At 63.8% G+C, this 22,361-nt stretch carries 20 protein-coding genes and 1 pseudogene; 9 read left to right on the top strand and 12 right to left on the bottom strand.

Going from position 1 to position 22,361, the window contains the following annotated elements; all coding sequences use genetic code 11:
• The first annotated feature begins 77 nt into the window (after positions 1-77).
• Positions 78-1,001: a DMT family transporter gene (locus EJ079_RS03530; protein WP_127808100.1), complete on the top strand. Its 924-nt coding sequence runs from the start codon at positions 78-80 to the stop codon at positions 999-1,001.
• A gap of 7 nt (positions 1,002-1,008) precedes the next feature.
• Here EJ079_RS03530 and EJ079_RS03525 read toward each other — a convergent pair whose 3' ends face one another.
• On the bottom strand, positions 1,009-1,911 hold the full coding sequence (locus tag EJ079_RS03525) for a phosphotransferase family protein (protein WP_127267471.1): 903 nt from the start codon (positions 1,909-1,911) through the stop codon (positions 1,009-1,011).
• 101 nt (positions 1,912-2,012) lie between these two features.
• Here EJ079_RS03525 and EJ079_RS03520 point away from each other — a divergent pair, with 101 nt between their 5' ends.
• A complete protein-coding gene (locus EJ079_RS03520) occupies positions 2,013-2,645 on the top strand; it encodes a class I SAM-dependent methyltransferase (protein WP_164873721.1) in 633 nt (210 codons plus the stop codon).
• A 1-nt stretch (position 2,646) separates the two neighbouring features.
• Here EJ079_RS03520 and EJ079_RS03515 read toward each other — a convergent pair whose 3' ends face one another.
• The gene (locus EJ079_RS03515) at positions 2,647-5,100 is read right to left on the bottom strand and encodes an FAD-dependent oxidoreductase (protein WP_127808098.1); all 2,454 of its coding nucleotides are present in this window, start codon (positions 5,098-5,100) and stop codon (positions 2,647-2,649) included.
• The gene (locus tag EJ079_RS03510; protein ID WP_127382604.1) at positions 5,097-5,984 is read right to left on the bottom strand and encodes a phosphotransferase family protein; all 888 of its coding nucleotides are present in this window, start codon (positions 5,982-5,984) and stop codon (positions 5,097-5,099) included. The genes EJ079_RS03515 and EJ079_RS03510 overlap by 4 nt, the downstream gene beginning before the upstream one ends.
• A 400-nt stretch (positions 5,985-6,384) precedes the next feature.
• Between EJ079_RS03510 and EJ079_RS03505 the strand changes: the two genes are divergently transcribed.
• Positions 6,385-7,161: a DeoR/GlpR family DNA-binding transcription regulator gene (locus EJ079_RS03505; protein ID WP_027039687.1), complete on the top strand. Its 777-nt coding sequence runs from the start codon at positions 6,385-6,387 to the stop codon at positions 7,159-7,161.
• Here the strand turns inward: EJ079_RS03505 and EJ079_RS03500 are convergent.
• Together EJ079_RS03500 and EJ079_RS03495 are read right to left on the bottom strand one after the other, a co-directional pair.
• Entirely contained in the window at positions 7,158-8,057 is a 900-nt protein-coding gene (locus EJ079_RS03500; RefSeq protein WP_127808097.1) for an NAD(P)/FAD-dependent oxidoreductase, read from the bottom strand. The genes EJ079_RS03505 and EJ079_RS03500 overlap by 4 nt on opposite strands.
• Complete coding sequence (locus tag EJ079_RS03495; RefSeq protein WP_127330683.1) at positions 8,047-8,496, bottom strand: Rrf2 family transcriptional regulator; 450 nt, start codon at positions 8,494-8,496, stop codon at positions 8,047-8,049. Before EJ079_RS03495 ends, EJ079_RS03500 begins: the two co-directional genes overlap by 11 nt.
• 88 nt (positions 8,497-8,584) lie before the next feature.
• Here EJ079_RS03495 and EJ079_RS03490 point away from each other — a divergent pair, with 88 nt between their 5' ends.
• The 6 genes from EJ079_RS03490 (at position 8,585) to EJ079_RS03465 (ending at position 15,383) form a co-directional block, all read left to right on the top strand.
• Positions 8,585-9,496, top strand: coding sequence for a LysR substrate-binding domain-containing protein (locus EJ079_RS03490; RefSeq protein ID WP_127808096.1), 912 nt, complete (start codon positions 8,585-8,587; stop codon positions 9,494-9,496).
• 218 nt (positions 9,497-9,714) lie between these two features.
• The gene (locus tag EJ079_RS03485) at positions 9,715-10,869 is read left to right on the top strand and encodes an ABC transporter substrate-binding protein (protein WP_127808095.1); all 1,155 of its coding nucleotides are present in this window, start codon (positions 9,715-9,717) and stop codon (positions 10,867-10,869) included.
• 202 nt (positions 10,870-11,071) lie between these two features.
• Positions 11,072-12,082 carry an ABC transporter ATP-binding protein gene (locus EJ079_RS03480; RefSeq protein WP_127808094.1) on the top strand — a complete coding sequence of 337 codons (1,011 nt, stop codon included), beginning with the start codon at positions 11,072-11,074 and terminating at the stop codon, positions 12,080-12,082.
• A gap of 14 nt (positions 12,083-12,096) precedes the next feature.
• Positions 12,097-13,047 carry an ABC transporter permease gene (locus tag EJ079_RS03475; protein ID WP_210214668.1) on the top strand — a complete coding sequence of 317 codons (951 nt, stop codon included), beginning with the start codon at positions 12,097-12,099 and terminating at the stop codon, positions 13,045-13,047.
• Positions 13,037-13,852, top strand: a complete 816-nt coding sequence (locus tag EJ079_RS03470) for an ABC transporter permease (RefSeq protein ID WP_127267883.1) — start codon at positions 13,037-13,039, stop codon at positions 13,850-13,852. The genes EJ079_RS03475 and EJ079_RS03470 overlap by 11 nt, the downstream gene beginning before the upstream one ends.
• 103 nt (positions 13,853-13,955) lie before the next feature.
• Positions 13,956-15,383, top strand: a complete 1,428-nt coding sequence (locus EJ079_RS03465; RefSeq protein ID WP_127808092.1) for a gamma-aminobutyraldehyde dehydrogenase — start codon at positions 13,956-13,958, stop codon at positions 15,381-15,383.
• Between the two features lie 137 nt (positions 15,384-15,520).
• On the opposite strand, the gene EJ079_RS03460 is transcribed toward EJ079_RS03465, so the two are convergent.
• From EJ079_RS03460 to fdhF, 7 genes and pseudogenes are all read right to left on the bottom strand, one after another.
• Positions 15,521-15,835 (bottom strand): hypothetical protein, encoded by a 315-nt coding sequence (locus EJ079_RS03460; RefSeq protein WP_027039679.1) that lies wholly within the window; start codon positions 15,833-15,835, stop codon positions 15,521-15,523.
• Between the two features lie 56 nt (positions 15,836-15,891).
• Positions 15,892-16,254: a nuclear transport factor 2 family protein gene (locus EJ079_RS03455; protein ID WP_127267880.1), complete on the bottom strand. Its 363-nt coding sequence runs from the start codon at positions 16,252-16,254 to the stop codon at positions 15,892-15,894.
• An 81-nt stretch (positions 16,255-16,335) separates the two neighbouring features.
• Positions 16,336-16,488 (bottom strand): annotated as a pseudogene (locus EJ079_RS03450) (carboxymuconolactone decarboxylase family protein); the annotation flags it as partial.
• Positions 16,489-16,644: 156 nt separating this feature from the next.
• Complete coding sequence (locus tag EJ079_RS03445) at positions 16,645-18,198, bottom strand: alpha/beta fold hydrolase (protein ID WP_127808091.1); 1,554 nt, start codon at positions 18,196-18,198, stop codon at positions 16,645-16,647.
• 112 nt (positions 18,199-18,310) lie between these two features.
• Positions 18,311-18,622 (bottom strand): formate dehydrogenase subunit delta, encoded by a 312-nt coding sequence (locus EJ079_RS03440; protein ID WP_023811684.1) that lies wholly within the window; start codon positions 18,620-18,622, stop codon positions 18,311-18,313.
• On the bottom strand, positions 18,612-19,442 hold the full coding sequence (fdhD, locus tag EJ079_RS03435) for a formate dehydrogenase accessory sulfurtransferase FdhD (RefSeq protein ID WP_127808090.1): 831 nt from the start codon (positions 19,440-19,442) through the stop codon (positions 18,612-18,614). The genes EJ079_RS03440 and fdhD overlap by 11 nt, the downstream gene beginning before the upstream one ends.
• A gap of 2 nt (positions 19,443-19,444) precedes the next feature.
• Positions 19,445-22,357, bottom strand: a complete 2,913-nt coding sequence (gene fdhF, locus EJ079_RS03430) for a formate dehydrogenase subunit alpha (RefSeq protein ID WP_127808089.1) — start codon at positions 22,355-22,357, stop codon at positions 19,445-19,447.
• Between the last annotated feature and the right edge of the window lie 4 nt (positions 22,358-22,361).

Raw genomic sequence — 22,361 nt, 5'->3', positions numbered from 1 at the left:
CGATTTCCGGTTTTCTCCTCGTCAAAGCCGCCGCTTCCGTCTACGACGCGGCTTACTAGGGAGGAATCGGGATCGGCATGACGCAGCCCGTGGCGCAGAGTTCGACGATCAGGAATGTGCTTCTGGCCGGCATTCTGCTGATGCTGGCCGGCGACTTCCTGTTTGCGCTGAACGACGCCATGGGCAAGTGGCTGGTGGCCAGCTTCTCCGTCGGTCAGGTGGTGCTGATCCGCTCTATCGGCGCCTTCTTCGTGCTCGGCCCGATGATCGCCAATCAGGGCCCGGCCAAGCTGTTTCGCATGGAACGTCTGGAGCTGCAGCTGCTGCGGGTGGTGATGACCACGCTCGACACCGCGCTCTTCTATGCCGCCGTGGTCTATCTGCCGCTTGCCGATGTGATGAGTTTCTACATGGCCGGGCCGATCTACGTTGCGGCACTCTCGCACCTCTTGCTTGGCGAAAAGGTCGGCTGGCGCCGCTGGATGGCGATCCTGCTCGGCTTCTGCGGCGTTTTGATCATGCTGAAACCGTCCTCGGCGGCGTTCTCGCTGTCATCGGGTTTTGCGCTGGTAGGCAGCATCTCCTTCGCCTTCGCCATCATCCTCAACCGCCGCCTGCGTGGCACCAGCGACACCAATCTGGTGACATGGCAAACCATCGGCACGCTGCTGGTCGGCGGTGTGCTGACCATCGGCGCCTGGCAGACGCCGTCGGCACTCGATCTCGGCGCCATGCTGCTGCTCGGTATCGTCTCCTGCGGCGCCCACCTGATGATCACCAGGGCGCTCAAGCTGGCGCCGGCTTCGACATTGGCGCCGCTGCACTACACACTGCTGCTGTGGGCGGTGGTGTTCGGCCTGGTGTTCTTCGGCGACGTTCCCGGTCCGCGCATCCTGATCGGCTCGGCCATCGTTGTTCTCGCCGGCCTGTTCATCTTCCATCGCCAGAAAGTGGTCGAGATCACTGTGCCGCCCGAAAACGTGCCGAAGGGCGTGAGTTAGTCCAGGCTCAGTCCCGGTGTATTGCTGCCAGATGCCGCGAAAACTCCGGCGTCTCCATCAGCGCCTTGCAGCGAGCGAAACGGCCATCCGCATAAGCGCGAAAATCATCGACCGGGTTGTTGTTGGCGAGCTGGATCAGCCCCCACAAGGTCCACAACAGGTCGCACATTGCCTTGTAGATGACGATGCGGCCGCGCTCCGCCGGCCTCGCCTCGCCGCCGAAATAAGCGCGTATCATCTCTTCGTCCTGGGCGGCGTCGAACTTGCCCTCCACGCTGAGGTCGCCAAGGTCCCAGAGCGGATCGTTCATGCCCGAATATTCCCAGTCGACGATCCACATCCGCTCGCCAGTATCGAGAAAGTTCTCGCACAGCGGATCGCAGTGGCAGGCGACGATCGGCAGCGGATGGGCGGCCAGCGCCGAGCGGACGCTCTCGGCGTCTCGCACCACGTCATGATAACCGGCGGGCAGGGCGACCTCCTTGGTGGACAGCACCTTGAGGTAATCGTCGATCATCGCGAACAATTCGAAGCGGAAGGGAAACACCGCGCCTGAATCGTGCAGCTTGCGAAAGGCTTCGCCGGCGCGTGCCGGACTGCCCGGACGTGTCCGGAATTTCTCCGGCGACATCGTTTCGGCGCCGGCGATGTAGCGTGTCACCATCACCCCGGTACCGGGGTCGACATGCAGCACCTCGGGACTGACCCCCGCTTTTGCAGCTTCGCGCGCGGCCACCGCTTCGTTGGCCCGGTTGATGTATTCCTCGGTGCCCTTGCCGGGAATGCGCAGGCAGAAGTCGCCGGCCTTGAAGACGAGATTGGTGAGGCCGCCCAGCCGTTCCAGCGGCCCGCTGTAGCCGGCCAGCATGGGAATGGCGTCCAGTGCCGCACGCGCCTCGTCTGTCACCATGCCTGCGCCCCCACGCTGTTATTTGTCGCAGCGACGGTTCCACAATTTTCGCGCTTTGGCTATCATCACTGCGAGATCAAAAATTGGCGGACTGGATAAAAGTGGCGGACAGCAAACATCAGGGCGCGCTCGGCGCGGCCTACGCGGCAAAACGGCCCGAAGAGGTGGCTGCACTCTATGACCGCTGGTCGGAAACCTATGACGCCGACATGTCGGCCGCTGGCTATCGCCATCCGACGATCTGCCTTGCGTTGCTGGCCCGCCATCTGCCGCGCGGTTCAGCACCGCTGCTCGATGCCGGGGCCGGCACCGGGCTCATCGGCGAATGGCTTGATATTGCTGGTTATCCCCTGGTCGAGGCACTCGATATTTCACAAGGCATGCTGGATCAGGCGGCCCGCAAGGGCGTCTATTCCGCGCTCCACTGCCTTGCGCTCGGCGGTCATCTGCCCTTTGCCGATGATGCCTATGCCGGGATAATCTCGGCCGGCGTCTTCACATCGGGTCATGTCGGCGTCGAAGGGCTGGACGAGCTAATCCGCATCTGCCGGCCGGGCGGCGTGATCGTGCTGACGGTCAAGAACACGCTGTGGGATGCCGGCTTTGCCACGCGTGTCGGCGAGATCGAGGCGCAAGGCCTCGTCACCCGCGTCGAGGAAACGCGTCCTTACGTCTCGATGCCCGGCGAGGCCGACACGGTACCAAGCCGCGGCCTCGCTTTGCGCGTTATTTGACCTACGCTTTGACCCTGGCGCCTGCCGGATCATACATCGGCTCGAGGTGGATATTGGCCGCTGTCCTCTCCATCGCAACCACCAGTTCATAGTCGCCGGAAGCGAGAAAATCATCGCTCACCCCGTCGGCGTTGCGCACATAGCCGTAGCCGATGTTCCTGCCCAGCGTGTAGCCGTAACCGCCGCTGCTGAGATAACCGACCGGTTCGCCATTGCGCAGGATGGTTTCGCGGCCGAGCAGCACGATCTCGGGGTCGTCGACCGTGAAGCCGGCAAAGCGTTTCTTCAGTGCCGCGCCGCTGGTCTTCTCCAGCGCGCGCCGTCCAACGAAATCGGTGTTCTTGCGCAGCTTGACCGCCCAACCGAGCCCGGCTTCCTGCGGCGTATCGTTGGGGGTGATGTCAGAGCCCCAGGCGCGATAGCCTTTTTCCAGCCTTAGCGATTCCAGCGCCCGATAGCCGACCGGTCGGATGTCATGCTTCTCGCCTGCCGCCATCAGTGCGTCGAAGACTTCGCCGGTGGCCGCGATCGGCACATGCAGTTCCCAGCCGAGTTCGCCGACATAGGTGACGCGTAGTGCCCGAACCGTGCGGCCGGCGATGGTAATCTCGCGCACATGGCCGAACGGGAAGCCGGCACTCGACACGTCGGCTCCGGTCGCCGCCGAGAGCACGTCGCGCGCCCGAGGACCCATCAGCGACAGCGTGCCGAAATCCTCGGTGACGTCGACAAGCCTGGCATCGAGCCCTTCGCCGATATGATCGCTGATCCATGAGGAATCATGCGTGCGGAAACCGGTGCCGGTGACGATATAGAATTTCTCCTCGGCCAGCCTCGCCACAGTGAGATCAGCTTCGATACCGCCGCGCGTGTTGAGAAGCTGCGTATAGGTCAGCCGGCCGACCGGCTTGCTGACGTCGTTGGCACAGATCCAGTCCAGCGCCTTCAGCGCATCAGGCCCGCTCAGCTCGTATTTGGCGAAAGACGATTGATCGAAAATGCCGACCTTTTCACGCACATGCCGGTGTTCGTCGCCGACCGCCGCGAACCAGTTCTGCCGGCCCATCGAATAGATGTCCTGCGGCTCGACGCCTTCGGGCGCGAACCAGTTCGGCCGCTCCCAGCCGAGCTTCGAGCCGAACACGGCGCGCTGCTGTTTCAGCCGCTCGTACAGCGGCGAGACGATGCGCGGCCTCCCGCTGGCGTACTCTTCATGCGGAAAGCCGATCGTATAGTGTTTGCTATAGGCCTCCAGCGTGCGGTCGCAGACCCACTGACGGTCGCGGTGCAGGTTGGAAAAGCGCCTGATGTCGACCACCCACAGGTCGAGCGGTGCTTCGCCATCGACCACCCACTGCGCCAGCACCCAGCCAGCGCCGCCGCCCGAGGCGATGCCGAAGGCGTTGAAGCCGGCGCCGACGAACATGTTGGCGCATTCGGGCGCTGTGCCGAGAATGAAATTGCCGTCCGGCGTAAAACTCTCCGGCCCGTTGATCATCTGCTTGACGCCGACGGTTTCCAGCGCCGGCACACGCGCGATCGCTTGGCTCATGTGCTGCTCGAAATGGTCGTAGTCGTCGTCGAACAGCCTGAATTCCCAATCATTGGGAACGTCGTCGCCGGGGAGACCAGTCGCCCAGGCCTGCGGGTTAGGCTCATAGCCGCCCATCACCAGCCCGCCGACTTCCTCCTTGAAATAGGTGCGTCGGTCAGGGTCGCGGATGGTCGGCGCGTCGGTCGCCAGACCGTCGATCTTCTCGGTGATGATGTACTGGTGCTTCACCGGCTGAAGCGGCACGTTGATGCCGGCCATGGCCCCCACTTGCCGCGCCCATTGGCCCGCACAGTTGACCACCTTGTCGCAGGCGATGTCGCCCTTGCTGGTCTTCACCGCCGTGATGCGGCCGTCCTTCATCTCGAAGCCGGTGACGCGAACATCCTCGAGCAGTTTGGCGCCATGCATGCGCGCGCCCTTGGCCAGCGACTGCGTGATGTCGGAGGGGCTCGCCTGGCCGTCGGTCGGCAGCCAGGAGGCGCCGACGAGATCGCCGGTCTCCAGCAGCGGCCACATCCTTTTCACCTCGTCCGGCGACAGCAATTGCATGTCCATGCCGAAGCTTTTTGCTGTCGTCGCCAGCCTTTTGTACTCGGTCCAGCGGTCGGCGTTGGTGGCGAGCCTGAGGCAACCGGTCATCTTCCAGCCGGTGGCGAGACCGGTCTCGGCCTCCAGTCCCTTGTAGAGGTCGACGGAGTATTTCAGCACGCGGGTGATAGACGCCGACGAGCGCAATTGCCCGACAAGGCCGGCGGCATGCCAGGTCGAACCCGAGGTCAGCTTGCCCTGCTCCAGCAGCACCACGTCAGCCTTGTGGTCGCGCGCCAGATGATAGGCCGTCGAACAGCCGATGATGCCGCCGCCGATGACGACGATGGCGGCCTGGCTCGGCAATGTCATGATTTCTGTATCCCGTATTTTGTCCGGTAGTTTTCCAGTGCCGCGTCGAGCCGGGCGAGGTTTTCCTCGGTGTAGGCGACGTAGTCGATGCCCGGCGCGTCGAGATAGAGCTCGGAGACCATGCTCCACATCGCCTCGCGCAGCAGCGAGGCGCATTGCATGGCCGCGTGCGAACGGCGGATCGCCTCGTCCGGTTCCTTCATGAAGTAGGCGGTCAGGAAGGCAAAGGATTCCTCGTCGCTCATGCCGGCGTTGGAGGCGGCGCCTGCGAGGTCGAACATCGCCGTGTTGAAGCCGGCATATTCGAAGTCGATCAGCCATAGTCTGTTGCCGTCGTCGAGAATATTGGCCGGCAACAGGTCATTATGGCCAAAGACGATCGGCAGCAGTTTCTGCGCGCGCTCCAGTTCGTCGGCCAGTGTCAAAAGGCGCGGCAAGTCGCTGCGCTTGCGGCTGCCGCCTTCTTCAAGCGTGCGCGCATAGTCGCGAATGACATGGAACACCCAGAACATGAAGCCGGCGCCCGAGACGTGATTGGGCATCTCCCGGTGGAAGGCGCGCATCAGGGCCGCGACCCGGCCGAGATTGGCGCGCACGTCTTCCGCCAGATAGGTTTTCGCACCGAGAAATTCCGTCACCAGGATGCCCGGTTCGGCATGGCGGACGGCTGGCGCGAAACCGGCGGCATGCGCCGCCCGCGCGGTCATAACCTCGCGCTCGCGAAAGACATGGTGGAACGGATAGTCCTTGCCGAAGCGCACGACATGTCGTCCGGCCGCGTCCGTGACCACATAATTCGCGTTGCTCAGGCCGCCGGGCAGCGGTGCGATCTCGATGCCACCGGTCCAGCAGGGCAGGGCGCGGATGCGATCTTCGGCGGTCACGGAACATCCCTGGTTTGCTGGGCTTCGACAAGGCGCCGTGAACAGCGCAACGATGGCGGGAAAAACGTAAATAATCTCGTCGGTGCGGGACGCCAGGATCGGTATCCCGCACCGCACCGACGAGCCCCTTGGCCAGGTTTTTGAGCCCGGCATCCGCCCCCGCGGACCTGAAAATTCCTTGAACAGGCACGTTCCAAACGGCCTGATCGCTGAGTTGCGGCTCTGCCCCAGCCGCAGATCTGAAGCCTGTTGATGTCTTCGATTTCACGCCAGGGCTGCCCGCTTGTCAATAAAAAGGTGTGACTTTTTTTGGGTATTTTGCCTGAAAGCATAAGGTAGTTCCTTTAAAAGCACTTGAATTACCTTAAAATCGGTCAGGAGCATCAGTTCGGGAAACCAGATGGCCCAGTCCAAACGACACGGCGAGATCCTGCGTCTCCTGCAGGAAGAGGGCACCGTCACCATCGCCAGTTTGGCCGACCGGCTGGGCGTGTCGCTGGAGACGGTGCGCCGCGACGTCAAGCCACTGACTGGTGACGGCTCTGTCCTCAAGATGCATGGCGCCATCGGCCTGCCGTCGATGATCGGCGAAGCGCCCTTCGAGCGGCGCATGCGTGAGAACGCCGATGCCAAGCGCGTCATTGCCCGCATGGTCGCCGCCACCATCCGCGACGGGGAATCGATCATGCTCGACACCGGAACGACAACCTCGTTCCTTGCGCGTGAACTGCTTGGCCACCGGCGCCTGACGGTCGTCACCAACTCATCGGACATCGCCCGCACGCTGGCCACCATCAACGGCAACAAGGTCTATATGGCCGGCGGCGAGCTGCGCAGCGATTCCGGTGCTGCTTTCGGTGCCTCGGCAATCGATTTTGTCAGTCGCTTCTCGGTCAGCCACGCCATCATTTCCACCGGCGGCGTCGACGCGGTGATGGGCGTCATGGATTTTGATCTGGATGAGGCCGAGTTCGCCCGCATGGTGCTGTCGCGCGGTCAGCGATCCCTGGTCATCACCGATCACTCGAAATTCGGCCGTCTTGGTCTGGTCCAGGTCTGCGGCTTCGACAGCTTTTCCGAACTCGCCACCGACCGCTCGCCGCCGCACGACTTGGCTGCCGCCCTGGCCCAGGCCGGCGCGCGGCTCAGCATCGCCGGCGAGGAAGCCGGGTTCTAGCCGAACACCAGCGACTGGTGGGCGCAGACGCCCGCAAAGGCGCCACCCGATACCGCAAAGGCAATATTGTGCATCGAACGTGCCGCGTCGCCGGCGGCGTAGACGCCGGGCACGGTCGTCTGCTGCCTGTCATCGACTGATATCACCGGGCCGAGGAGGCCTTCGGAGAAGCCGCAGCCGAGCTGTTCGGCCAGCGGGCTGGCCATGATGTTGCGCGGAGCGGTGAACATCGCCCTGACGCCGGCCTTTCTGCCGTCGTCGAGGCGGACGATCAACCCGCCGGAGCCGTCTTCCCTTAGCTCGGCAACGCTGGTGGGCTCAAACCGCACCTTTCGGCTCTCCAGCGCGCGCATCTGCTCTGTGTCAGGCTCGAACAGGCAATTGCCGAACAGTGTGACATCGCCCCAATCGGCGATCAGCTGTGCCTGATGCAGGGACATCGGGCCGGTTGCGAGCACGCCGAGCGGCCCGCCGGAAACCTCGTAGCCGTGGCAATAGGGGCAGTGCAGCACGCTCCTGCCCCAGAGCTCGGCAAGCCCGGCAACCTCCGGCAGGATATCGCGTACCCCGGTGGCCAGAACCAATCGTGCGGCACCGAATGTCTCGTCGCCATCGGTGGTGATTTCGAAATCGCTGCTGCCGGCAGCAACGGCCTTGTCGGCACGCCTGTCGACAACCCTAACTGTCGGATAGGCCAGCAGCTGCCGCCTTGCGTCAGCCAGGATTGCGCCGGGCGCGCGCCCGTCCTGTCCGAGGAAGCCGTGCGAATGCTCGGCAAAGCGGTTGCGCGGCTGGCCGGCGTCGATCACCAGCACTTTGCGTCCTGCCCGCGCCACCTGGATGGCGGCGGACAGGCCGGCAAAGCTGCCGCCGACGACGGCAAGATCATACTGCATGGCTGGAGACTCCAATGAGATCAAAACGGCGGCGGAAATCGGCGGTCAGGTCGGCCAGCGTGATGCTGCTCAGCTTCTCCGCCAGCAGCCTTTCGGCGGCGATGCGAAAATCGTCGAGCACGGCGATCACCGCCTGCTCGACGAGGCAGCCGGGGCTTTCCGGCTCGGTGCTGAACGGCAGCAGCGTCTCGCCAAGGGCGACGCTGATCTCGGCCAGGGATATTTTCTCGGGCGCCCGCCCGAGCAGCCAGCCGCCACCGTGCCCGCGCGACGAGGTGACGATGCCGGCATCGCGCAAGCCTGCGATGGTGCGGCGGACCACGACCGGATTGGTGTGAATGAAGGTGGCAAGCTGCTCGGAGGTCAGCGCCTGTTCGGGCTTCTCGGCCATGTGGACGAGAATGTGCAAGGTCGAGGACAGTCGGCTGTTGCGTTTCATGTAACTTAGTTAGTTACGATTGGCGAAGCCGTCAAGTGTTCGCCGGTTGCCACTTCCCAGCATCGCGTCCGCCGTGTTTAGTCCGGCCATGGCTTTCACCATCCGCCAGTTGCAGTTCTTCATCGCCGTCGCCGAGCAAGGCACGGTTTCGGGCGCCGCGCAGAACCTGTCAATCTCGCAGTCGTCGGTCACCGAAGCGATCAAGGAGCTCGAAAGCGATCTCGGCGTCGAACTGTTCGAACGCCATCCGCGTGGCCTCAACATCACCCACAAGGGCCACCAGTTCCTGCGCCACGCGACGAAGATCCTCGCGGACGTTTCCGACGCGCGCCGCTCTTTCTCCGGCGAGCAGACGGTGGCGGCCGGCCGGCTGCAGCTCGGCGTCACCTCCCTGGTTGCCGGTTATGTGCTGTCGGATCTGCTCGCCCGCTACCGTCGCGCCTATCCCGGCGTCGAGGTCTCTGCCATCGAGGACAATGGCGATTATCTCGAACACCTCCTGATTGGCGGCAAGCTCGACATTGCCGTCATGGTCACCTCCAATTTGCGCGACCGCACCGCGTTGCAGTCGGAAATCCTCGAAGTCTCGGCCTATCGGCTGTGGCTGCCGCTCGGTCATCCGCTCGTCGGCGCCGACATCATCAGCATTGGCGACATTGCCTCCGAAACGCTGATCATGCTGACCGTCGACGAGATCGAGGAGAATACCGGCAAGCTGCTGACGGCAATCGGCGCCAAGCCGCATGTCGCCTTCCGCACCCGTTCCGTGGAAGCCGTGCGCAGTCTCGTCGCCACCGGCGCCGGCGTGGCGCTGCTGCCCGACCTCGTCTACCGGCCCTGGTCGCTGGAAGGCGACCGCATCGAATCGCGCGATATTTCCGGCTCCTTGCCGGTGGTCCAGGTCGGCATGGTCTGGCGGCGCGGCTCCGGTCTGCCGCAGGCCGCGCGCGATTTCATCGGCCTTGCCCAGTCGCAGCGGACGGTTCGCCAGCGTCCCTGAGAGATCGGCTGCAACCTATCGGAAAAACCGATATCGCCCTTCTGATAAATGAATTTGCGAAACCGGAATTTTCAAAGCACTTTCGGTTCAGGGACCAAAGCCGCCATCAGAGCGGCATCAAGCCCAACGGACGAACTGACAGTTTTCAGTCCGCGCGTGACCCCTAGCGAAGACCGAAACCGGCCTTCGGGGCCAGGCGCCTAAATGGGAGATCGACAATGAATTCATTCCTGAAGTCATGCACTGCTCTGACGGTCGCGCTGACCTTCTCCGGTCAAGCCGTCGCCCAGGTCAAGGAACTTGGCAAGGGCGAAGGCCAGGTCAACATCGTTGCCTGGCCGGGCTATATCGAGCGCGGCGAAACCGACAAGGGCTATGACTGGGTGACCTCCTTCGAGAAGGAGACCGGCTGCAAAGTCAACGTCAAGACGGCCAACACCTCCGACGAGATGGTCTCGCTGATGAATGAGGGTGGCTTCGACCTCGTCACCGCTTCGGGTGATGCCTCGCTGCGCCTCGTTGCCGGCAAGCGCGTACAGCCGATCAACACCGATCTCATCCCGAGCTGGAAGACGGTCGACGAGCGCCTCAAGGACGCGCCGTGGTTCACCGTCGGCGGCGCCCACTACGGCGTTCCCTACCAGTGGGGTCCCAACGTCCTGATGTACAACACCGAGGTGTTCAAGGAGGCTCCCAAGAGCTGGAACATCGTCTTCGAGGAAATGAAGCTGCCGGACGGCAAGTCCAACAAGGGCCGCGTCCAGGCCTATGACGGACCGATCCACATTGCGGATGCGGCCAACTATCTGATGTTCCACAAGCCGGAACTCGGCATAAAGGATCCCTACGAACTGAACGAGGACCAGTACAAGGCTGCACTTGAATTGCTGCGCGTCCAGCGCACGCTGGTCGGCCGCTACTGGCATGACGCCGCCATCCAGGTCGACGATTTCCAGAACGAAGGCGTCGTCGCTTCCGGTTCGTGGCCGTATCAGGTCAACACGCTGGTTGCCGCCAAGAAGCCGGTCGCTTCCACCATCCCGGAGGAGGGCGCCACCGGTTGGGCCGACACCACCATGATGGAAGCCGACTCGGCCAACCCCAACTGTGCCTATATGTGGATGGAACATTCGCTGTCGCCTAAGGTGCAGGGCGATGTCTCTGCCTGGTTCGGTTCGCTGCCGGTCGTGCCCGCCGCCTGCAAGGGCAATGAGCTTTTGACCGACGAAGGCTGCAAGACGAACGGCTACGAGAATTTCGACAAGATCAAGTTCTGGAAAACGCCGGTGTCGAAATGCACCACTCAGAACGACCAGTGCGTGCCCTACTACCGCTGGGTGTCTGACTATATCGGCGTCATCGGCGGGCGGTAAGAGCATAGCGCTGCCCCTCACCCTTACCCGTCCCCGTGAAGAACGGGGAGAGGGGGGCGTCAGCGCTGGAGCGCTTCCCTTCTCCCCGTCACTATACGGGGAGAAGGTGCCGGCAGGCGGATGAGGGGCAGCGCAAACGCCTGAGCTAGAAGAACGCTGCACCGCAGCCCGAATTGATTTGCCTGACAGATCAGGACAGCCCATGACCTCCGCCGTCTCCTTCCAGAAAGCCTCGCGCCATTTCGGCAGCGTGCGCGCTGTCGACGCTGTCGATCTCGACATTGTGCCCGGCGAATTCTTCGCCATGCTCGGGCCGTCCGGTTCAGGCAAGACCACCTGCCTGCGCCTCATCGCTGGCTTCGAGCAGCCGACTTCGGGCTCGATCTCGATCTTCGGCGAACGCGCCGAAGGCGTGCCGCCCTATCGCCGCAACGTCAACACCGTGTTTCAGGACTATGCGCTGTTCCCGCATCTGAACGTGCTCGACAACGTCGCCTACGGATTGATGGTCAAGGGCGTCGGCAAGCCTGGCAGGCACAAGGCGGCGGAAGAGGCGTTGTCACTGGTGCGGCTGCCCGGCTACGGCGCCCGCCGGCCCGGCCAGCTTTCCGGCGGCCAGCGCCAACGCGTGGCGCTCGCCCGTGCGCTGGTCAACCAGCCCAAGGTGCTGTTGCTCGACGAGCCGCTCGGCGCCCTCGACCTCAAATTGCGCGAGAACATGCAAGAGGAGCTGAAGTCGCTGCAGAAGGCACTTGGCATCACCTTCGTCTTCGTCACCCACGACCAGGGCGAAGCGCTGTCGATGGCCGATCGCGTCGCTGTCTTCAACGACGGCAAGATCATGCAGATCGGCACGCCGGAGGATATCTACCAGCGACCGAAGACGCGCTTCGTCGCCGATTTCGTCGGCTCCTCCAACGTGCTGCCGCCGGATTTCGTCCAGCGCTATTCCGGCCAGCATCGCTGGGGCAGCCTGCGCCCTGAATCCATTCGTGTCGGCCGCGCGGCCAGCGCGGGCACAAGTGGCGAAGGCGTATCCGCCCGCCTCGTCTCGACCAACTATCTCGGCGCCACGACGAAGCTGGCGCTCGACGCCGACGGGCTGCGGCTGCACGCCATCGTGCCCGCCGGCACGGCCTTGCCTGGGGAAGGCGAGGCGGTGGTGCTCACCTTCAACCGCGAGCACCTGCATCTGATGGACGAGCCGGCATGAGCCTCGACGCCGCCATGATGCGTGCAACAGCGCCCGCCATCCTGCCCGGCAGCGGCGGCTTGCGCGGCGCGCTATCGGACCTTTTCTGGCGCAAGCCGAAGGTCCTGCTGCTGCTCATGCTGCTGCCTCCGGTTCTGTGGCTGGGTATCGTCTATATTGGCTCGCTGTTTGCGCTCCTGGCGCAGAGCTTTTTCTCCATCGACGAGTTTTCCGGCCTTATCAACCGTGAGTTCACGCTCAAGACCTATGGCGACCTGTTCCAGGCCGCCAATCTCGACATCATCCTGCGCACGGTGACGATGGCGGCCTTGGTCACGCTGGCCTCGGCCGTCATCGCTTTCCCCATCGCCTATTACGCGGCACGTTATGCGCGCGGCCGCTGGAAGGCCTTGTTCTATCTCGGCATCATGCTGCCGCTGTGGTCGAGCTATCTGGTCAAGATCTACGCCTGGAAGCTGATCCTGGCCAAGGAGGGCATCCTCACCTGGCTCCTCGCCAAGCTGCATTTGTTGTGGGTTCTCGACGCCTGGCTGTCGCTGCCGATCGTCGGCGGCAATTCGCTGTCGGTATCGTTCACCGGCACCTTCATCGTCTTCGTCTATGTCTGGCTGCCGTTCATGATCCTGCCGGTACAGGCGGCGATCGAGCGCGTGCCGGGCAATCTGGTCGAGGCCTCGTCCGACCTCGGCGCCTCTCCGGGGCAGACTTTCCGCAACGTGCTGTTCCCGCTGGCCCTGCCGGGCATCGTCGCCGGGTCGATCTTCACCTTCTCGCTGACGCTCGGCGACTATATCATCCCGCAGATCATCGGCACCTCGCGGCTGTTCATCGGCCAGGCGGTCTATTCGCAGCAAGGCACCGCCGGCAACATCCCGCTCGCCGCCGCCTTCACCGTGGTGCCGATCGTCATCATGGGCTTCTACCTCTGGGGCGCCAAGCGCATGGGGGCCTTCGATGCGCTCTGATGGTTCCCAGTCGGCTCCGCTCGGCCTGAAGATAGCCGCCGCCTGCGGCCTGCTGTTCCTGCATCTGCCCATCCTGCTGATCTTCGTCTACGCCTTCACCACCGAGGAGAAGAGCTTCGTCTGGCCGCCGCCAGGGCTGACCACGCAATGGTTCGCCGTGACCTGGAACCGGCCGGATGTCTGGCAGGCGCTGTCGCTATCGGTCAGGGTTGCCTCCATCTCGACTGCGATTGCTTTGGTCCTCGGGACGCTCTGTTCGGCGGCGGTGTCGCGGACAAAATTCTTCGGCCGCGAAACCATCTCGCTGCTGGTCATCCTGCCGATCGCGCTGCCCGGCATCATCACCGGCATCGCGCTGCGCTCGGCCTTTTCGCTCGCCGATATCCCGTTCTCGTTCTGGACGATCGTGCTCGGCCACGCCACCTTCTGCGTGGTGGTCGTCTACAACAATGCCGTCGCCCGCTTCCGCCGCACCTCCGGATCGATGATCGAGGCCTCGATGGATCTCGGCGCCGACGGTTTTCAGACTTTTCGCCATGTCGTGCTGCCCAACATCGCCACGGCACTGCTTGCCGGCGGCATGCTGGCTTTCGCTTTGTCCTTCGACGAGGTCATCGTCACCACCTTCACAGCCGGCCAGCAGCAGACGCTGCCGATCTGGATGCTGGAAGAGCTGATCCGTCCGCGCCAGCGCCCGGTCACCAATGTCGTCGCCATGGTCGTGGTGCTGGTGACGCTGCTGCCGATCCTTGCCGCCTATTACCTCACCCGTGACGGCGACCAGATCGCCGGAAGTGGGAAATGAAAAACGGCGAATAGGGAGTAGCGAACAGCGAGTAGGGATCATCGACGGTCAACCCTGCTCGCTTTCAGCTACTCGCTACTCGCTCCTGTTAAGGGAGAATCCAATGGACACCCAGATGCTGATCGGCTCGAAATTCGAGAAGGGCACCGAGACCGAGGAGCCGATCCTCAATCCAAAGACCGGGGCGACCATCCTCAGCCTGCCCGAGGCCAGCCAGGCGCAGATCGAGGCGGCGGTCACCGCCGCCGAACAGGCGTTCGTCTTGTGGTCGCGCACCACGCCGGCGCAGCGCTCCGGCTATTTGCTGAAGATCGCCGACCGCATCGAAACAGACGCGAAGGAGTTCGCCACGCTCGAGGCGCTCAATTGCGGCAAGCCGATCAACGCTGTGCTCAATGACGAAATCCCGGCGATCGTCGACTGCTACCGCTTCTTCGCCGGCGCCGTCCGTTCGATGCCGGGCGTCGTGGCCGGCGAATACATTCCCGGCCATACTTCGATGGTCCGCCGCGATGCCATCGGCATCGTCGCCTCCATCGCGCCGTGGAACTACCCGCTGATGATGATGGCCTGGAAGCTGGCGCCGGCGATCGCCGGCGGCAATACCGTCGTCTTCAAACCATCCGAGCAGACACCGCTGACGGCGCTGAAGCTGGCGAAAATCCTCGCCGATATTCTGCCGGTGGGCGTGGTCAACGTCGTGCTCGGCCGCGGCGACAGCGTCGGCAACACGCTGATCAATCATCCCAAGGTCAACATGATCTCGATCACCGGCGACGTCGCCACCGGCAAGAAAGTGCTGCAGGCGGCTGCCAAGTCGGTCAAGCGCACGCATCTCGAGCTCGGCGGCAAGGCGCCGGTCATCGTCTTCGATGACGCCGACCTCGGTGCCGTGGTCAACGGCCTGCGCGCCTTCGGCTATTACAATGCCGGCCAGGACTGCACCGCCGCCTGCCGCATCTACGCCGGCAAGAAGATCTACGACAAACTCGTCGCCGATCTCTCCTCGGCCGTCTCGACCATCAAGTACAACCGTCCCGACGACACTGAAAACGAGATCGGCCCGCTCATCTCCCGCCGCCAGCGCGACCGCGTGTCGAGTTTCGTCGAGCGCGCCTCGGAACTGAAGCACATCGAGATCACCACCGGCGGCAAGCCGGGCGAGGGTTCTGGCTTCTACTACCAGCCGACCGTCGTCGCCGGCGCGCTGCAGGAAGATGAGATTGTCCGCCGCGAAGTCTTCGGCCCGGTCGTCTCGGTTACCCGTTTTTCGGAGGTCGACGAGGCGGTGAACTGGGCCAATGACAGCGACTACGGCCTGGCGTCATCGGTGTGGACCAAGGATGTCTCGCGCGCCATGGCGACGGCCGCCCGCCTGCAATATGGCTGCACCTGGATCAACACGCATTTCATGCTGACCAACGAGATGCCGCATGGCGGGCTGAAACAGTCCGGCTACGGCAAGGACATGTCGCTCTACGCGCTGGAAGACTACACCGCCGTGCGCCATGTGATGGTGGCTCACAGCTAGCGCCTTCCCTTCTCCCCGTTTTACGGGAGAAGGTGGCCCGAAGGGCCGGATGAGGAGCAGCGCGTCGCTGGCAAAGCCGGCTCCGCCCCTCATCTGCCTGCCGGCATCTTCTCCCCGTGAAACGAGGAGAAGAATCACTACTCCACAATGCGGTAAATATTCCACAGGCTGGTGCCCGACACGACATAGGGCTCGATCTCCTTGCCCCATTTGGCATGCGCGTCGATCTTGCCGATCTTGGCAAAGAACGCCTCCAACTGGGCCAGGCTTTCGACCTGATGATGGGACTCTACCGTCGCCTCCCGCGCCCCGATCGAACCGGTCATGATCTGGAACTCCAGCTCGGCGAGGCCGACCTGTGACCCGATCTCGCGTTCCCATTTCTTCAACAGGTCGAGCACGGTCTGCTTGTGTCCGAATTTGGCGTCGATCTGCCATCTGGCGCTGAACATTGTCTTCTCCTCCAAGTTTGCGGCCCAGGCCGCGGTTGATCCACCGGCTTGTTGATTTACTCGTCCCAGGCCTGCACGACGGTCTGCCTTGCGATCCGCCCGTCCTTCAGCTCCAGCATCGCCGCGCAGAACACCTTGGTGCCGTCCGGATAGGCGCAGGCCTGGGTGAAGGCGAGACTGTCGCCGTCGGCGATGGTGGTATCGACCTTGTGGGTCATCGCCCGGCTGCAGATGTCGTCCCAGAATGTGGTGATCGCCGCGCGTCCGCGGATCTCGCGCGGCTTGCTCGGCGGGTTGTTGCGGTCGATCACCCGCACCAGCGCGTCGTCGGCGTAGAAGCTCGACAGCATCTTGCCGTCACGGGTTTCGATGGCCTTCTTGATCGATGCGCCATCCACTGTTTGGGTCTTGGTCAGCATGTCATCCTCCATTGGCCCGTCTTGCGACCGGGCGGTTGATGGTCGAAGGGCTGCCCGGCGCTCGTCGCCGGGCAGTGGTTGTTACTGCGACTTCGCCTTGACGGCCGCGAACACGTCGTCGGCCTGCTCCTTGAAGGTCGTCAGATCGACCTGGCTGCCGTTGAGCATCGTCGGCCAGTGGCGCACGATCGCAGACATCGCCACCGCCTCCTTGATCTCCTCATCGCTGGCGCCCTGCCGCTATCGCAAGCGATTTGAGTGTTTGGTTCGACGTCAGCATTTCCTCCTCCGTTCGCAGCACCTTTCCCGACGACATCCGCCTGGCCTGCATGGAGAGAATTGATAGCGCTGACCCGCCCATGGCCGCTTCGCCCGAAAGCGCCATGGCTCTCATGGCCCGTGCGGGCCAGGGTGCCTGGCCGAAAACGCCGCCGCCGCCGCCCGCGACGGCAGGTCCAGCTTGAGCAGTATGTTGGCGACATGGCGCTTGACCGTGTGTTCGCTCAGCCTCAATTCGGCGGCGATCGCGGCATTGCTCTTGCCGTCGGCGACGAGGCTCACCACCTCGCCTTCGCGCGCCGTCAATGCGGCCGGCTCGGCAACCCTGGGTTTGGGCCGGCAGGCGGGTTCCAGATGCTGTTCGGACGTCGCATGGACCAGCGCCAGCGGCTCCTCCAACTCGTCGACGCTGATGCGCCCGGCGTCGGTGAAATGCAGGCCCGACCCAGCCGCCAGATCGGCGATCAGACGCGACGCGATAATGTCGCCGCGGCCGGCATGGGCGGCCAGTTGCATCGCCACCCGCGCCGTCATCCCGACGGGCGGACCGCGCATTTCGATCTCGCCGACATGCGCCCCTTGCGCGCTTGCCACGCCGATTTCCTGCGCCGCCTCGCGCAGGGCTGCCGCGCAGCGTATGGCGCGTGCCGGGCCGTCGAAGCGCGAAATCATCAACTCGCCATGCAGGCCCACAGAGCGCCCACCATGGCGTCCGACCAGCAGCCGCCAGGTTTCCTGGAAACGTTGGCTGCGTTCGCTCCACATGCGGTCGCCGAGCCGCGCCGTATCGTAGATGCGTGTCACCAGAAGTGCCGCCAGCACGCGGTCCACTTCGCCTACGGCGCGCTCGCCGGTCAGGAATTCCTCGATCAGATCGGCCACCCCGTCGACATCGCCGGTCCAGATCGGATGGTTGCGTCCGGCAATCTCGACCAGCCGGGCGCCGGGAATCTTCTGTGCAAGGAAGCGGCTGGCATCGGGGTCGACCCGCGCATCGTTGCGGCGATGAATCACAAGCGTCGGCGCGCTGATCACGTTCAGGATGTGGCGGATGTCGACGTCGGCGTTCATGCGCGCCAGCGCCGCCGCCGCCGTCGGGCTCGCCGACAATCGTTCGAAACGTGCCCACCACTGGGCGAAATGCGCGTCGTCGACCCGGCTCGGCGCGAAATGGGGCAGAGTGGCGCCGGTGCCCCAGGCTGTCTCCGCCATCTCGATGAAAGCGTCGAGGCGTTCGGGCGACATCACCCATTTGTGGAAATGCGCATAGCCGCCATAGAGCGCCAGCGCCCGCGTCCGCTCCGGATAGGTGGCGGCGAACAGCATCGCCATCGGCGCGCCTTCGGAGGAGCCGAGCAGGGCTGCACGGCCGCTGCCGGCGGCGTCCATAACCGCGCGCACATCGTCCATCCGCGTTTCGAGACTGGGCAGGTTATGCGCGTCGACGCGGTCGGACAGACCCGTGCCGCGCTTGTCGAACAGGATCAGCCGCGAGAATGCCGAAAGCCGCTTCAAGAGCCTGGTATAGCCCTCGTCTTCCCAGTGCAGGTCGAGGTTGGAAATGAAGCCCGGCACGAAGACCAGATCGAGCGATCCCTGCCCGACCACCTGATAGGCGATCCTCATATCGCCGCTACGGGCGTATCGCGTCTCGATCGGCCTCACGAGATTTCCACCCCGGCCTGACGATTTCTGGTCGTCAAACCATAGCAGAACAGCGCGGATGCGGCAGCTTAAACTTTAGCGATGACGAATGTAAGCCGGCGCGGCTTGGCGATTATTCCTGCGAGGCGGCGACGTCGGCAGGGGAGGGCTCGAGTCCGAGTTTGAGGTCGGCCGCAGCCGGCGTGATCGGCCGCCTGATCCTGGCGGAGGCGGCCACCACCAACTCGTTGAAGTTCCCGGTGCCGTCGTCCAGCATTTCGAAGAACTGCCGCCGCATCCTCGGCTCCCAGAACTTGTTGATGTGCTCGGCGACGCCGGCAATGCCTTCCTCGCGCGGCTTGGAATGGAAGAAATCGGCGATCTGGTTTGCCATGCGCACCAGCTTCTCGGCGGTGCTCATAATGTGTTCTTCGTCATGCGACATGCTTGGCAACTCCGCAAACCACCCGGTCGGGGTGGGTGAAAATATCAAAATCGTCGCCGCGAACCAGCGCCACCAGCGTCATGCCGGCCTCTTGCGCCGTGCGGATGGCAAGTGCGGTCGGCGCCGAGACGGCGATGATGAAGGCCGAGCCGATAGAAGCCGTTTTCTGCACCATTTCGACCGACACCCTGGATGTCACCACGACGGCACCGGATGCGCCATCGATGCCGGCCCTGGCGAGTGCACCGGCCAGCTTGTCGAGCGCATTGTGACGGCCGACATCTTCGCGCGCCATGATGATGCCCTTGCCAGGCATATAGAAACCGGCGGCGTGCACGGCTCCGGTCTCGGTGTGCAGCGGCTGCACTTTCGACAGAAGCTTGACCGAGCGGACGATGTCGTCGGCGTCAAGTGTAAGTTTTGAGGCACCAACCGCATCGACCGAGCGCATTGCTTCCTCGATCGATTCGATGCCGCAAAGCCCGCAGCCGACCGGGCCGGCGAGCCTTCGCCGCCGCGCTTCGAAACGTGTGTTGGCTCGGTCCTTCAGCCGGATCTGAATGTCGATGCCGGCGCCATGGTCCCCGACCTCGATCGCTTCGATCTCTTCCGGCGCAGCCACAATGCCTTCGGTCAGCGAGAAGCCAAGCGCGAAATCCTCGAAATCGGCCGGGCTTGCCATCATCACCGCATGCGTGGTGCCGGCAAAGGAGAACGCCACCGGCGTCTCTTCCGGCACCATCCGGTTGGCAGCCGTCGTCCCAACCGCGCGGTGCGCCAGCCGCGATACCTGCGTCGTGGCTTTGCGGCGCGCGCTCAAGACTACTCCGCCGCCTGCAAAGACGCGATGCGCCGGCTCTGCTTGGCCTGCTCGTCATAGTCGCGCTGCCATTCCGACGGTCCGTTGGAGGCGCCGACCTGCACCGCCGTCACCTTGTATTCCGGACAATTGGTCGCCCAGTCGGAGAAGTCGGTGGTGATGACGTTGGCCTGCGTGTCCGGATGATGGAACGTCGTGTAGACCACGCCGGGCGACACCCGGTCGGTGATCAGCGCGCGCAGCGTCGTCTCGCCCGATCGGCTGGTCAGCCGGACCCAGTCGCCGTCCCGCAAACCGCGGTTCTCGGCATCGTGCGGATGGATCTCCAGCCGGTCCTCCGAGTGCCACATGCTGTTGTCGGTGCGCCTGGTCTGCGCGCCGACATTGTACTGTGACAGGATGCGGCCGGTGGTGAGCAGCAGCGGGAAGCGCGGCCCCGTCCTTTCGTCCGTCGCCACATATTCGGTCCGGATGAACTTGCCCTTGCCGCGCACGAACCCGTCGATATGCATGATCGGGGTGCCGAGCGGCGCCTTCTCGTTGCAGGGCCATTGCACGGATCCGACACGGTCGAGCAGCTCGAAGGAGACGCCGGCGAAGCTCGGCGTGGTCATCGCGATCTCGTCCATGATCTCGGAGGGATGCTGATAGTTCCAGTCCAGCCCGATCGCACGGGCAAGTTCCTGTGTCGCCTCCCAATCGGCGTAGCGCGCCTTCGGCTCAAGAACCTTGCGCACCATGTTGATGCGGCGCTCGGCGTTGGTGAAGGTGCCGTCCTTCTCCAGGAAGGTCGAGCCCGGCAGGAAGACATGCGCGTAGTTCGCCGTCTCGTTGAGGAAGAGGTCATGCACGACGACGCATTCCATCGCGGCAAGGCCGGCGGCGACATGCTTGGTGTCGGGATCGGACTGCAGAATGTCTTCGCCCTGGATGTAGATGCCCTTGAAGCTGCCGTCGACGGCGGCATCCAGCATGTTGGGGATGCGCAGGCCGGGTTCGTCGTCCAGCTTCACGCCCCACAAGGTCTCATAGATATCGCGCACGGCTTCGCCGGAGATGTGGCGATAGCCCGGCAGTTCGTGCGGGAAGGAGCCCATGTCGCAGGAGCCCTGCACGTTGTTCTGGCCGCGCAGTGGGTTCACGCCGACGCCGGGCCGGCCGATATTGCCGGTGGCCATGGCGAGATTGGCGATTGCCATCACAGTGGTCGAGCCCTGGCTGTGTTCCGTCACGCCGAGGCCGTAATAGATCGCACCGTTGCCGCCGGTGGCGTAGAGGCGGGCGGCACCGCGGATCAGTTCGGGATCGACGCCGGACAATTTGCCGACGGTTTCGGGGCTGTTTTCCGGCAAGGCGACGAACGATGCCCAATCCTGGAACTCCGTCCAGTCGCAGCGTTCGCGGATGAAGGCTTCGTCGAACAGGCCCTCGGTGACGATCACATGCGCCAGCGCCGTCAGCACGGCCACATTGGTGCCGGGCTTCAGCGGCAGGTGGTAATCCGCTTCGATATGGGCCGACTTGACCATCTCGGTGCGGCGCGGATCGAGCACGATCAGCTTGGCGCCCTGGCGCAGCCGCTTCTTCAGCCGCGAGGCGAACACCGGGTGAGCGGAAGCCGGATTGGCGCCGATGATGACGGCGACGTCGGTGAAGTCGACGGAATCGAAATCCTGCGTGCCGGCCGAGGTGCCATAGGTCTGGCCGAGCCCGTAGCCCGTCGGCGAATGGCAGACGCGTGCGCAGGTGTCGACATTGTTGTTGCGGAAACCCTGCCGCACCATCTTCTGGACGAGATAGGTTTCCTCGTTGGTGCAGCGCGACGAGGTGATGCCGCCGATCGAGGTGCGTCCATACTGGTACTGGATGCGGCGGAATTCCTTGGCCGTATGGGCGATCGCCTCTTCCCATCTCACCTCGCGCCACGGGTCGGTGACCTTTTCGCGGATCATCGGCGACAGGATGCGGTCCTTGTGGGTGGCGTAGCCATAGGCGAAACGGCCCTTGACGCAGGAATGGCCGTGGTTCGCCTTCCCCTCCTTATAGGGCATCATGCGAACGACTTCGTCACCCTTCACCTCGGCCTTGAACGAGCAGCCGACGCCGCAATAGGCGCAGGTGGTGACGGCGGAGCGCTCCGGCAGGCCCTTGGCAAGCACCGTCTTCTCGCGCAGCGCATCGGTCGGACAGGCCTGCACGCAGGCGCCGCAGGACACGCATTCCGAATCGATGAACGCCTCGTGCATCCCCGCCGAAACCCGGGATTCGAAGCCTCGTCCCTCGATGGTCAGCGCGAAGGTGCCCTGCACCTCTTCGCAGGCCCGCACGCAGCGCGAGCAGACGATGCATTGCGAGGCATCATAGGTGAAATAGGGGTTGGATTCATCGCGGGCGATGTAGTCGACCGCCAGCGAGCCATGGCCGGGCGCCACGCCACCTTCCGGCTTGACGTGGTTGCGGCCTTCGATGCCGTAGCGGTTCTCGGTCAGGCCGATCGACTTCGCCACCGCATCGAACTCGCTCGCGCCGGTTCCGGCCTGTTCGTTCCAGCCGGTCGGATGGTCCGAGACATAGAGTTCCATGACGCCGCGGCGAATGGCGTCAAGCCGCTCGGTCTGCGTGCGCACGATCATGCCTTCGCCGACGGGCGTCGTGCACGATGCCGGCGTGCCGCCGCGTCCTTCGATCTCGACAAGGCAGACACGGCACGAACCGAAGGAGTCCAGCATGTCGGTGGCGCAAAGCTTCGGGATCTCGACCCCGCCTTCCATCGCGGCACGCATGATCGAGGTGCCTTCCGGCACGGTGATGCTGCGGCCGTCGACGTTCAGCGTGACCTGCTTCTGCGCCTTCGATTGCGGGGTTCCGTAGTCGATCTCTTCGACGAGGGAAGGGAAGTCGGCCTTGATGTTCATCTGC

This window comes from Mesorhizobium sp. M7A.F.Ce.TU.012.03.2.1 (genome assembly GCF_004006095.1).
Taxonomy (GTDB): domain Bacteria; phylum Pseudomonadota; class Alphaproteobacteria; order Rhizobiales; family Rhizobiaceae; genus Mesorhizobium.
The sequence above is the reverse complement of the archived record's forward strand: the minus strand, read 5'-3'. Positions and strand labels throughout refer to the sequence as shown.